General features: G+C 61.8%; 12 protein-coding genes and 1 tRNA gene. 9 read left to right on the forward strand and 4 right to left on the reverse strand.

All coding sequences use genetic code 11. The annotated features are described in order from the left end of the window. The first annotated feature begins 47 nt into the window (after positions 1-47). From ahcY to C8N43_RS13820, 3 genes are all read left to right on the forward strand, one after another. Positions 48-1,436 (forward strand): adenosylhomocysteinase, encoded by a 1,389-nt coding sequence (gene ahcY, locus C8N43_RS13810; protein WP_107846155.1) that lies wholly within the window; start codon positions 48-50, stop codon positions 1,434-1,436. Between the two features lie 154 nt (positions 1,437-1,590). Then, positions 1,591-2,292, forward strand: coding sequence for an extensin-like domain-containing protein (locus C8N43_RS13815; protein ID WP_107846156.1), 702 nt, complete (start codon positions 1,591-1,593; stop codon positions 2,290-2,292). Between the two features lie 139 nt (positions 2,293-2,431). Further along, a complete protein-coding gene (locus C8N43_RS13820) occupies positions 2,432-2,773 on the forward strand; it encodes a DUF2853 family protein (RefSeq protein WP_107846157.1) in 342 nt (113 codons plus the stop codon). Between the two features lie 370 nt (positions 2,774-3,143). On the opposite strand, the gene C8N43_RS13825 is transcribed toward C8N43_RS13820, so the two are convergent. From C8N43_RS13825 to tsaD, 4 genes are read right to left on the reverse strand one after another with little or no spacing between them, the layout of a single operon-like run. After that, on the reverse strand, positions 3,144-3,557 hold the full coding sequence (locus C8N43_RS13825) for an EVE domain-containing protein (RefSeq protein WP_107846158.1): 414 nt from the start codon (positions 3,555-3,557) through the stop codon (positions 3,144-3,146). Then, complete coding sequence (locus C8N43_RS13830) at positions 3,557-3,829, reverse strand: YciI family protein (RefSeq protein WP_107846159.1); 273 nt, start codon at positions 3,827-3,829, stop codon at positions 3,557-3,559. Before C8N43_RS13830 ends, C8N43_RS13825 begins: the two co-directional genes overlap by 1 nt. Continuing rightward, positions 3,801-4,772, reverse strand: coding sequence for an NAD(P)H-dependent glycerol-3-phosphate dehydrogenase (locus C8N43_RS13835; RefSeq protein WP_107846160.1), 972 nt, complete (start codon positions 4,770-4,772; stop codon positions 3,801-3,803). Before C8N43_RS13835 ends, C8N43_RS13830 begins: the two co-directional genes overlap by 29 nt. After that, complete coding sequence (tsaD, locus tag C8N43_RS13840; RefSeq protein WP_107846161.1) at positions 4,769-5,866, reverse strand: tRNA (adenosine(37)-N6)-threonylcarbamoyltransferase complex transferase subunit TsaD; 1,098 nt, start codon at positions 5,864-5,866, stop codon at positions 4,769-4,771. The genes C8N43_RS13835 and tsaD overlap by 4 nt, the downstream gene beginning before the upstream one ends. 48 nt (positions 5,867-5,914) lie before the next feature. On the opposite strand from tsaD, the gene C8N43_RS13845 reads away from it, so the two are divergent. The 6 genes from C8N43_RS13845 (at position 5,915) to C8N43_RS13870 (ending at position 10,980) form a co-directional block, all read left to right on the forward strand. Further along, positions 5,915-6,586 carry a uroporphyrinogen-III synthase gene (locus C8N43_RS13845; protein WP_146174222.1) on the forward strand — a complete coding sequence of 224 codons (672 nt, stop codon included), beginning with the start codon at positions 5,915-5,917 and terminating at the stop codon, positions 6,584-6,586. A 93-nt stretch (positions 6,587-6,679) separates the two neighbouring features. After that, positions 6,680-7,996 carry a hypothetical protein gene (locus C8N43_RS13850; protein ID WP_107846163.1) on the forward strand — a complete coding sequence of 439 codons (1,317 nt, stop codon included), beginning with the start codon at positions 6,680-6,682 and terminating at the stop codon, positions 7,994-7,996. Between the two features lie 9 nt (positions 7,997-8,005). Next, entirely contained in the window at positions 8,006-9,502 is a 1,497-nt protein-coding gene (locus C8N43_RS13855) for a heme biosynthesis protein HemY (RefSeq protein WP_107846164.1), read from the forward strand. Between the two features lie 42 nt (positions 9,503-9,544). Further along, a tRNA-Thr gene (locus C8N43_RS13860) sits at positions 9,545-9,620 on the forward strand. 173 nt (positions 9,621-9,793) lie between these two features. Next, positions 9,794-10,681, forward strand: a complete 888-nt coding sequence (locus C8N43_RS13865; RefSeq protein ID WP_211308588.1) for an SPFH domain-containing protein — start codon at positions 9,794-9,796, stop codon at positions 10,679-10,681. Next, positions 10,681-10,980: a hypothetical protein gene (locus C8N43_RS13870; protein WP_245913004.1), complete on the forward strand. Its 300-nt coding sequence runs from the start codon at positions 10,681-10,683 to the stop codon at positions 10,978-10,980. Before C8N43_RS13865 ends, C8N43_RS13870 begins: the two co-directional genes overlap by 1 nt. Positions 10,981-11,289 lie beyond the last annotated feature (309 nt).

An 11,289-nucleotide genomic window follows, 5' to 3' on the forward strand; every position in this document is an offset into this window, starting at 1 on the left:
GCGAACCTGCTAGGCGGTGGCCAAGCATTAGATGAGGATCGCTGACGATGGCAAAAGACTATATTGTTAAGGATATCGACCTGGCCGCATACGGCCGCAAGGAACTTGATATCGCTGAAACCGAAATGCCGGGCCTGATGGCGCTTCGGGACGAATATGGCGAGAAGAAGCCACTGTCCGGCGCGCGTATCGTGGGCTCGCTCCACATGACGATCCAGACCGCTGTCCTGATCGAGACCCTTGTGGCGCTCGGGGCGGATGTGCGCTGGGCGTCGTGCAACATTTTCTCCACGCAAGACCACGCCGCCGCAGCGATTGCCGCCGGTGGCATTCCCGTTTTCGCGATCAAAGGTCAGTCGCTGGAAGAGCATTGGGATTATCTGGATCGTTCGTTCATGTTTGACGACGGCCCGAATCTGATCCTCGACGATGGGGGCGATGCGACGCTCTACATTCTGCTCGGCGCACGGGCGGAGGCCGGGGAAGAGGTGCTTGCGGTTCCGACGTCCGAAGAAGAAGAAGTTATCAAGGCTCAGATCGCCAAGCGCATGGAGGCCAGCCCAGGCTGGTTCACGAAAATGCGCGACCAGATCAAGGGCGTTTCGGAAGAGACCACCACCGGCGTGCATCGCTTGTACGATTTGGTGAAGCAGGGTCAGCTGCCCTTCCCGGCGATCAATGTGAACGACTCCGTCACCAAATCGAAATTCGACAACAAGTATGGCTGCAAGGAATCGCTGGTCGACGGCATCCGCCGCGCAACCGACACGATGATGGCCGGTAAGGTCGCGGTCGTGATGGGATATGGCGATGTGGGCAAAGGGTCCGCCGCTTCGTTGCGTGGTGCCGGTGCGCGAGTCAAGGTGACCGAGGTCGATCCGATCTGCGCCCTCCAGGCCGCGATGGACGGGTTCGAGGTTGTGATCTTGGAAGATGTCGTGGGCGACGCGGATATTTTCATCACAACGACCGGCAACAAAGACGTTATCCGCATCGAGCATATGCGCGAGATGAAGGACATGGCGATCGTCGGTAACATCGGTCACTTCGACAACGAGATTCAGGTCGCTGCGCTCAAGAACCACAAGTGGACCAACATCAAAGAGCAGGTGGACATGATCGAGATGCCGAATGGCAATCGTTTGATCTTGCTGTCCGAAGGCCGCCTGCTGAATCTTGGCAACGCGACCGGCCACCCGTCTTTCGTTATGTCGGCGTCGTTCACCAACCAAGTCCTGGCTCAGATCGAGCTGTGGACCAACGGTGAGGCCTACAAGAACGAGGTCTATATCCTGCCCAAGCATCTCGACGAGAAGGTCGCGCGTCTGCATCTCGACCGCATCGGTGTGAAGCTGTCCAAGCTGAATAAGGATCAAGCGGATTACATCGGCGTCGCGCCGGAGGGCCCGTTCAAGCCTGAGCATTACCGCTACTGAACAATCCGTCACGCGAAGAAACCGGCCCGAATTTGGGGCCGGTTTTTTCGTGGCTGGGCTTTGGAAGAGCTTTTGGCATTTGCACCGCACGCGGTGAAACGGACGGCATTGTGTGGCCTGTGACAGGTGCAGGGCTTAGGCTATAGCGGATCACATGCGTGCGCTTAACCTCATCTTGCTCCTCGTGGTCCTCGCGGGCCTCGCCTTTGGATCCTACTGGGTTCTGACGGACCTGCGCTCCCCGCTTCCCGATGCGTGGAACCCCCTCAAGGAGTTGTTGGTCGACGATCCGGTGACACCGCTGACACATTTCAAGCTGCGCCGCGCCTTAGGCGAGCCGGGAAGATGCGAGAGGGTCTTGCAGCAAGCAGCGGCCTTTGATCGGCTCACACCGCTCGAGGACGGGGATCGCTGCGGGATCGCGGACCGGGTTGATCTGCGCCGCGTCGGCGTCACTGCCCTGGCGGCGGTGGAGATATCGTGTGAGACGGCTCTGCGGCTGGCAATGTGGGAGCGGCACGGGTTGCAACCCGCGGCGCAAACGCATCTGGGCCAATCGGTGAAGAGCGTGCGCCACATCGGCAGCTATAATTGCCGCGCAATCAGGGGAACGACGACCCGGATGAGCACCCATGCCACCGCTTCGGCCATCGATATCGGCGGTGTTGTTCTGGCGGACGGGACGCGGGTTGAATTGCTGCAGGACTGGGACGCTGCCGGGCCGAAGCGGGACTTCCTGATTGCGCTTCGGGATGCGGGGTGCGTGTGGTTTTCGACGGTGCTGGGGCCGGAGTTCAACCGGCTTCATGCGGACCATTTCCATTTCCAGAACCGTGGCTGGGGGACATGCCGCTAGGCCGAGCTTCGCCGGCGGCTCGGCCCGAGTGAATTTTTTCCTTTGGATTGGCTTTCTTAGTGGGTAACGTCCCGCGCAAGGCCCAATGAGAGGCCTGGAACGGGGCCTGACGTGCCCAGCATTGGTGGGAGATATTTCAATGGGAAAACGTGAAGAGCTGATCGCGCAGTACGCGGATGATCTGAAGAACAAATGTGGCATGACGCCTGATATGGACCTTTTGACGAAGGTCACCATCGGCTGCGGCCCGGCGATCTACAATGCGGATGCCTCGACCGTGGCGGGCAGCCAGCCCGCTGAACTGGAGACGGTCAAGAACAACTTCCTGATCAAAAAGCTCGGCTTGTCGGACAGCCCGCAGCTTATGGAAGCGATCAACTCGGTCATCGAGACCTACGGCAAGTCGGAGCGCAACAAGTATCGCGCTGTGATCTACTATATGCTGACCAAGCATTTCGGCAAAGAATCCGTCTACAGCTAAGCGCGACGGTATTTGAGCAGATGCCCGCCCCCGTGGCGGGCATTTTGCGTTTCTCGACCACACGATCCGTAAAATCCAAGACGAATTGCGCCTAGTGTTTCTTTGCTTTTCCAGCGGTGAGGGCCTAAGTCTTGGCGCATCGGGCCAGGAAGGCCGGAGCCAGTTTCATAGTCACGTGGTGCGAGATAACCAAGCACGTGGGGTAGAAGGGGGCTCTGGGGTAGGGCCCCCTTTTCGTTTTCAGCGCCGTGTTCTGTGTTGGGGGCGTGATCCAAATGTGCGCTGCGCGCCCTCCATTCTTGATGAGGCGCTCTGCCCCTCAAGCTCCCCCGTAATATTTCTGAAGCAATGAAGTCAGTGCGACGGCGCGCTACAGACCTCCCATTTTGCAGACAATATCCCATTCGTCCTGCGTGACCGGTTGCACCGACAGGCGGGAGTTGTTCACGAGAACCATGCCGCTTAACCGTTCATCCGCCTTGCACATCTCGAGCGTCACAGCCGACTTCAGAGGCTCAACGGCCTTGATATCGACGCAGTCCCACCGGTCATCTTCCGTTGTGCTGTCGGGATGCGCCTCTGCGCAGACCTCGACAATGCCGACGATCTCTTTGTCCTTTTGGGAGTGGTAGAAGAAGCCGCGGTCGCCGATCTTCATCTCCCGCATGAAGTTGCGGGCCTGGTAGTTGCGGACCCCGTCCCATTCTTCGCCCGCGTCCCCCTTGGCGACCTGATCGTCCCAGGACCAGACGGACGGCTCCGATTTGAACAACCAATACCGCATCAGCCGATTACCTTGTTCCACTGCTCCAACCGCACTTCCGAGAAGAGCCCAGCCTTTGCATAGGGGTCAGCCGCAGCCCAGCCGTGCGCCGCATCCATATCGGGCAGATCAAGGATGATCAGCGAGCCGTACATCTCGCCATTCTCGTCGAGGAAAGGACCCGCCTGGACAACCGCATCGGTGCTCTTGAGGTAGGCGACATGGGCGTCCCGGTTGGCCTTGCGCGTCTCGAGGTGATTGGGTTTATCGGTGCAGATCAGGGCGATAAGCATAGGGCCATTCCTTCGTCAGCGGGCGGGAAAGCAGCAGCGAAAGCGCCTCCTCCAAGGTCAGTTTTCCTTCTACCACCCCGGCCACCATTTTGGCGATGGGCATCTCGACGCCCTTGGCCTCCGCCAGCTTGACGATGGCGCGGGCGGTGTGGCGACCCTCTGTCGTGGCCTTTGGAGCCTCGCCCTTGCCGCCGATCGACAGGCCCAGCGAAAAGTTGCGCGATTGTTCGGACGTGCAGGTCAGGGCGAGATCACCGAAGCCCGCGAGCCCTGCCAGCGTCTCCGGCTTGGCACCGAGGGCGACCGAGACGCGCAGGATTTCGGCCATACCTCGCGTCATCAGAGCCGCCCGGGCGCTCTCCCCGATGCCCGCGCCGATGCAAAGGCCACACGCGATGGCGATGACATTCTTCAGGGCGCCGCCAAGTTCCGCCCCGATCGGATCGTCCGAGAGGTAAAGCCGCAGGGTGTCGGTCGATAGCGTCTCTTGCAGCTCGGGGCCCATTGGGTCCTGCGTCGCGACCACCAGCGCCGTGGGCAGTCCGCGGGCGATGTCGGCTGCAAAACTTGGACCCGTCAGGATTGCCGAGGGGCAATCGAGCGCATCGCGCATGATCGCGCTGGGGCCGCGGCCTGTGGCAAGGTCGACCCCTTTGCAACAGGCAATCGCTGCCTTTGGCCGCGGCGCGGTTTCGCTGAGGTATTCGGCCAAAGATTGCATTGGTACGGCGAGCAGCAGTAAGTCGTCGCCGGTTACCTCCAACGAAGTGCTAAGCTTGATCCGCTGGGGGATCGGCACGCCAGCCAAGCGCGGGTTGTCGCGGCTTTCACGAAACGCGTCGACCGACCTGCCCACGAGGGTGACGTCATGGTCCGCCATATCCAGCGCCACGGCGAGGGCCGAGCCGAATGCGCCGGCGCCTGCGACAGTGATCTTGCTCATGCTTTCGCACCTTTCTTGCCGGAGCCCAGCATCGGTTGCGCGCTGTCGTCGAGGGGCCAGCGCGGACGGGCGGTCAGGGTGAGGTCATCACGGTGGCCGAGGCGGAACCGCTCCAGCCCGGCCCAAGCGATCATGGCCGCGTTGTCGGTACACAGCTTCAAAGGTGGGGCAGTGAAGGCGACTCCCTGCGCATCAGCGAGGCTCGCGAGCCCTGCCCGCAACTGGGTGTTGGCCGCAACGCCGCCTGCAACCGCGATGGCCGGGGTGGGCGGATCGTGGGACAGATAGGCCTCGATCGCGCGACGCGTTTTTTCGACCAGAACGTCCGTCACAGCAGCCTGAAAGCTGGCAGCAAGATCGTTTTGATCCGCTTCGTGCAGCCCGCCTTGTGACGCGACCAGCGCGTCGCGGGCGCGCAGCACCGCAGTCTTGAGGCCGGAGAATGACATGTCGCAACCCTCCCGGTCCAGCAACGGGCGCGGCAGGCGATGGGCCGTCGGGTCGCCCATTTTGGCCGCCCGCTCAATCGAGGGTCCGCCCGGTTGCGGCAGCCCGATGAGCTTGGCGACCTTGTCGAAGGCCTCCCCGGGGGCGTCGTCTATCGTGCCGCCGAGGCGCTCGAAGCGCATGACGGAATGCGCGATCAGGAACTGGCAGTGGCCACCGGATACCAGCAGCATCAAGTAGGGAAATTCCAGCGCATCGGTCAGGCGAGGCGTCAGCGCATGGCCTGCGAGGTGGTTCACGCCGATCAGGGGCGTGTTCGACCCGGCGGCCAAACCCTTGGCGCACATCACCCCTGACATGACGCCACCGATCAGGCCGGGGCCTGCCGTGACGGCTATCGCGTCGATCTCAGATAGCGACAGCTGTGCATTCTGCAACGCCACTTCGACCATCAGGTCGAGCTTTTCCGCGTGGGCGCGGGCGGCGATCTCGGGCACCACGCCGCCGAAATCGGCGTGTAGCTCCGTCTGTCCGAACACCTCGTTCGACAGGATTTGCGCCGTTTGGCCTTCGGTCTGACGGATCACAGCGGCGGCTGTGTCATCGCAGCTGCTTTCGATGCCAAGAAGAGTGAGGGTTTGCGCCAAAGGGTGGGCCTGTTGTGCGGGGCTTTGGCAACGGGTAACACCTTTGACATGGCGTCGACAATCCCACCCACAATCCTGCTCACCCGGCCGCGCAAGGCGTCCGAGCGGTTCGCGGCGGGGCTTGGCGCGCCGGTTATCATCTCGCCCCTGACAGAGACGAGATGGCTTGATCCCGGCCCGATGCCCATCGCGCCGGACGGTCTGGTCTTCACCTCAGCGCGGGGTGTGGAGGGGTTCGCTCGGCTTCAATCGTGGCGCGGCCCGGCCTTTTGCGTGGGCGACCGAACGGCACAAGAGGCCCGCGCCGCGGGCTTTTCTGCGACCAGTGCACAGGGGGCCGTCACCGAGCTGGCCGATTTGTTGGAGACACAGGCGCAGGGCATGAAACTGCTCCACCCCCGCGGCGTGGATGTGGCGGGCGATCTTCGCGCCCATGCGGTGCCCTACGTCGTTTACAGCCAAGAGCCTTGTCCGTTGAGCGCGGAAGGCCGGGCCTGTCTGCTCTCGGGCGGGGTCGTGATCGTTCCGCTGTTCTCGCCGAAGGCTGCGGTTCGCTTTGCGCAAGCTCTGCCCGAACAGGCCTCTACGGAACTCAGGCCAGTCGCGATGAGTTACAGCGTTGCCAAGGCGTTGGAAGCGCAGGGCATCACCGTGACCAAAATTGCAGCGTCTCCGAATGCGCAATCCATGCGGGCGGCCATCAGCGAGGCGCTGACATAGGTCTTGTGCTTGAGGGCCGAACGAATGTTGGTTTAAGCTCACGTGTGGCCTAAGTGCAGAGTCGCTGGCCAGAATTCGAAAGGAACGCGCTCCTTGGCACGTAAGAAGAAGACCCCGTCTGACGCTGACCCCAAACCAGAGACGCCCGCGTCCGACGCCGATGCTCCATCGAAAGCTGGCGCAATCTCGGGAGCCGTGAAAGGCGCGGATTTCGACACGCCCGATGCCGCCATGGCCGACACTTCGCTGGAGCCGAAGGCCAACCCAGAGGATGATACGTCGTCAGAGGCACCCAAGGACGGCGCATCGGACGATACGCCAGAGGATGCGATCATCCTGTCCGACAAACCCGCGACGGACGACACGCGCGATGACACAGAGGACGCGACATCCGAGCCGGAAAGCTCCGCCGACGTCGAAGTCATGGACGCTGACGCCCCAACCGTCGCACCGCTGCCTGCTGCACCGCCACCCCCGCCCCCGGCGCAGAAAAGCGGGTTCTTCGGAACGCTGCTCGGCGGCATCCTTGCGGCAATAATCGGCTTCGGTGGTGCCATCTATTTCGAGGCCGCCGAATGGCCGGTCTTCGGCGGGAACCAGCAGGATGAATTGCAAGCGCTGGTCTCAGAACAGTCGTCGCAGCTGGAAGGCGTGAGCGAGACGCTTGCCTCGCTGAATGCGCAGTTCGAGGCGGCGCAGACCCAGAATGCTGCCGCGCTCGCAGAGCTTGAAACCCGGCTGGATGAGATGCCCGCTTTTGGTGGCCCGGAGGTCTTGCCGGAAGAGCTGCAGGCGACGCTCGCTGCTCAAAAGGCCGAAATGGAAGCTTTGCAGGAAAACCTCAACGAGATGGCGGCGCTGGCTGAGCAACAGATCGCGAGCGCTCAGGCAGAGCAGGAAAATGCCGCCGCGGCAGAGGCACGCGCGCAGGCGCGCGGCGCTATGAACCAGCTTCGCACGGCGCTTAATTCGGGCGCAGCCTATTCCGATGTGCTCCCCGATATCGAAGCCGCCACCGATGTGCCCGACGCGCTTGCCTCTCAGGCCGAAAGCGGTGTTCCTACGGCCGCGGATCTTGAAGCGAGCTTTTCGGCCAGTGCGCGGGCTGCTCTTTCGGCCTCCTTGAAAGCCACGGCAGGGGACGCGCCCGCCGACAGATTGACGTTGTTTCTGAAAGATCAGCTTGGCGCCCGGTCGCTGACCCCCCGAGAGGGCGATGACCCGGATGCGGTCCTGTCGCGCGCCGAGGCGGATTTGAAAGCTGGCAACCTCGACGCGGCGCTCGAAACGGTTTCTGCGCTGCCCGAAGCCGGCCAGACCGCGCTTGAAGATTGGGCCCAACAGGCCAGAACTCGCAACGCGGCATTGGCAGCGTTCGACACGCTCTCAGACGCGCTGAGCGGGAAATAGGATAAGCATATGATCTGGTCACTTGTGAAAATTTTGCTCTTTGTCGCCGTGATCGTCGCGGTGACTTTGGGTCTGGGTCAGCTTCTGGAAACCAGCGGCGGCGTGCGCGTGTCGGTGGCCAACACCGAATTCTCGCTGTCCCCGTTGATGACGATCCTTGGGATCGTGGCCCTTTTGGTTGCGTTCTGGGTGACGCTCAAGATCATCGGGCTGCTGGTCGCGATTTTCCGGTTCCTCAATGGCGACGAGACAGCGGTGAGCCGCTATTTCACGCGCAGCCGCGAGCGCAAAGGCTTCGAGGCCCTGGCCGACGGCCTGATGGCGCTGGCCTCGGGCGAGGGACGCACCGCGATGGCAAAGGCTGCGAAGGCCGAAAAGTATCTCAACCGTCCGGACCTGACGAACCTGATCACCGCGCAGGCTGCGGAACAGGCAGGCGACACACGCAAGGCACAGGAAGTCTACAAACGCCTGCTGTCCGATGACCGCACCCGCTTCGTCGGCGTGCGCGGGATCATGAAGCAGAAGCTTGCGGAGGGTGACACCGACACAGCGCTGAAATTGGCCGAGAAGGCGTTTGCGCTGAAGCCGAAACATGTCGAGACGCAAGATGTGTTGTTGAAACTGCAAGCCCGTAGCGAAGACTGGGCGGGTGCGCGAAAGACGCTCAATGCCAAGCTGAAGCATGGGGCTTTGCCGCGCGATGTGCATCGCCGTCGCGATGCTGTGCTGGCCCTGTCGGAAGCGAAGGATGTGCTTGCTGAAGGCGCGTCGATCGAGGCGCGCGAGACGGCCATAGAAGCCAATCGCCTGTCGCCTGACCTGATCCCTGCCGCGGTTCTGGCGGCACGCAGCTACATCGAAAGCGGCAAGCCGAAATATGCGGCGCGCGTCGTGAAAAAGGCTTGGGAGGCGCAGCCCCACCCAGAACTTGCCGCAGCCTTCGCTGAGATCGAGCCGAACGAAACCCCAGAGGCCCGCCTGAAGCGCTTCAAGGCACTGACAGCGATGAAGCCGGACCACAGCGAGACGAAGATGCTGCTGGCGGAATTGAACATCGCGGCAGAGGATTTTCCGGCGGCGCGGCGTGCCATCGGCAACCTTCCCGAGACGGAGCCAACGCAGCGCGTTCTGACCATCATGGCCGCCATCGAGCGTGGCGAGGGGTCCGATGACGCCGTTGTGCGCGGCTGGCTGACCAAGGCGCTGTCCGCCCCGCGTGGTCCGCAATGGGTCTGCGAGAACTGCCAGACCGTTCAGGCGGCTTGGGCTCCGACCTGTGGCAATTGCGGCAGTCTCGACACGCTCAGCTGGAAAGATGCGCCGGAAAGTGCCGCCGCGATGCCCGCGGGAACGGCGATGCTGCCGCTGATCGTCGGCGCATTGGAGGACAAGTCCAGTGCGGTCGAGCCGGAGGCGGAAGAGGCCGAAATTGTTACAGACCACGAGGTCATCGTAGTCGAGCCGTCCGAGGATGCAGAGCAGGAGCCAGCGAAGGCAAATTAAGCCTTCCCCCGCCCGTCCGAGGGTGCTATTGCCCGCGCCGTGGCCGCTGTAGCTCAGATGGTAGAGCACGTCATTCGTAATGATGGGGTCGGGGGTTCGAGTCCCTTCAGCGGCACCACCCTTCATTTGCCAACAAATTATGACTCCTTCCGTCTCGATACGCGGCGGGTGGAGCGAGTGTGGTGATCACGCCATAAGCCGCGTGAACGGTGTGTTTCCGGCGCATTTTCCTTCATTTTCGCGCGGCGAACCCCCATATGTTGTGCAAAGACAGTTTGAGGGAGCAGTATAATGGAAGAAATTATCTTGGGGTTCTTGGGCAATAACGCAGTGTTTTTACTGCTGTTTGTCTTCCTTGTCGTCGTGGTGCTGGCCGGTGTCCGGATCGTGCCGCAAAGTGACAAATTCGTGGTGGAGCGCTTCGGGCGTCTGCGCTCCGTGCTTGGGCCGGGCATCAACTTCATCGTGCCGTTTCTGGACCGGGTGGCCCACAAGATCTCTATCCTAGAACGGCAGCTGCCGACCAACCGTCAGGATGCGATCACCAGCGATAACGTGTTGGTGCAGGTGGAAACGTCCGTGTTCTACCGTATTATCGAGCCGGAGAAGACTGTTTATCGCATCCGCGATATTGACGCAGCAATTGCCACCACGGTGGCGGGCATTGTGCGCTCCGAGATCGGTACGCTTGAGTTGGATGAGGTGCAATCGAACCGTGCTCAGCTTATCCTGCGCATTCAGGCCTCGCTGGAGAAGATCGTGGATGATTGGGGGATCGAGGTAACCCGTGCTGAAATCCTCGACGTCAATCTGGACGAGGCGACCCGGGCCGCGATGCTGCAGCAGCTCAACGCGGAACGGGCGCGGCGTGCGCAGGTAACCGAAGCTGAGGGCCTGAAGCGCTCGGTCGAGCTGCAGGCAGATGCAGAGCTCTACGCTGCCGAGCAGACGGCCAAAGCGCGGCGAATCTCGGCCGATGCGGAAGCATATGCTACCGGTGTGGTTGCCGCCGCCATTCAAGAGAACGGGCTGGAGGCCGCGCAATACCAGGTCGCGCTCAAGCAGGTCGAGGCGCTGACAGAAGTGGGCAAGGGGGCAGGTAAACAGACCGTCTTGCTGCCGACATCCGTGCTCGACAGCTTTGGTGACGCGTTCAAATTGCTCAAAGGGAGGACTTGATGGAACTCTACGTGCTCTGGAACCAGTATTGGGTGTGGTTCGCCCTGGCCCTTGGACTTGGTATCCTCGAGATACTCGTGCCGGGCTATATCCTGTTGGGCTTTGCCTTGGCCGCAGCCGCCATCGGCGTGATCTTTGCGGCGGGCGTTGGGCCGGCCGACATGATGATGGGCTCACTGCCGATCACGCTGACCTTCTATGGAGCCGCCTCTCTGATCATCTGGCTGGGCCTGCGCCATTTCTTCGGCCGTCGAGACGGGCAGGTGAAGATTTGGGACAAGGACATCAACGAGAACTGATCGGTTCTTTTTAGCCTAAGAAAGCCCTCGGTTCGCGCCTGGGGCTTTTTGTTTTGCCTCGCTTGGCAGCAAGTCTCACGGTCTCCTGACGTGTATTCACGGGGTCGTGAGGTCGTGGACCTTTTTGCGGGGCGCGGCGGTTGGGTGGGCAGATGACGGCGGGCGAGAGGCCTGCCGCAAACCCCAAAACAGGCGGCCGAGCCGCCAAATGCAGAAAGAGAGTACACATTATGAAAACCCTGATGACCGCAGCCGTTGCCCTGACCCTTGCCGCCCCCGCGGCAGCCCAGGTGGAGAACGCCGAGCGCT

The sequence above is a fragment of the Litoreibacter ponti genome (assembly GCF_003054285.1).
GTDB lineage: Bacteria > Pseudomonadota > Alphaproteobacteria > Rhodobacterales > Rhodobacteraceae > Litoreibacter > Litoreibacter ponti.

Excerpts from the sequence above, each read along its gene's own strand:
- C8N43_RS13835 (WP_107846160.1), bottom strand. The coding sequence starts at position 4,772 with ATGAGCAAGATCACTGTCGCAGGCGCCGGCGCATTCGGCTCGGCCCTC.
- C8N43_RS13870 (WP_245913004.1), top strand. The coding sequence starts at position 10,681 with ATGGAACTCTACGTGCTCTGGAACCAGTATTGGGTGTGGTTCGCCCTG.
- C8N43_RS13815 (WP_107846156.1), top strand. The coding sequence starts at position 1,591 with ATGCGTGCGCTTAACCTCATCTTGCTCCTCGTGGTCCTCGCGGGCCTC.
- C8N43_RS13865 (WP_211308588.1), top strand. The coding sequence starts at position 9,794 with ATGGAAGAAATTATCTTGGGGTTCTTGGGCAATAACGCAGTGTTTTTA.
- C8N43_RS13825 (WP_107846158.1), bottom strand. The coding sequence starts at position 3,557 with ATGCGGTATTGGTTGTTCAAATCGGAGCCGTCCGTCTGGTCCTGGGAC.
- ahcY (WP_107846155.1), top strand. The coding sequence starts at position 48 with ATGGCAAAAGACTATATTGTTAAGGATATCGACCTGGCCGCATACGGC.
- C8N43_RS13845 (WP_146174222.1), top strand. The coding sequence starts at position 5,915 with ATGGCGTCGACAATCCCACCCACAATCCTGCTCACCCGGCCGCGCAAG.
- C8N43_RS13820 (WP_107846157.1), top strand. The coding sequence starts at position 2,432 with ATGGGAAAACGTGAAGAGCTGATCGCGCAGTACGCGGATGATCTGAAG.
- C8N43_RS13855 (WP_107846164.1), top strand. The coding sequence starts at position 8,006 with ATGATCTGGTCACTTGTGAAAATTTTGCTCTTTGTCGCCGTGATCGTC.
- C8N43_RS13830 (WP_107846159.1), bottom strand. The coding sequence starts at position 3,829 with ATGCTTATCGCCCTGATCTGCACCGATAAACCCAATCACCTCGAGACG.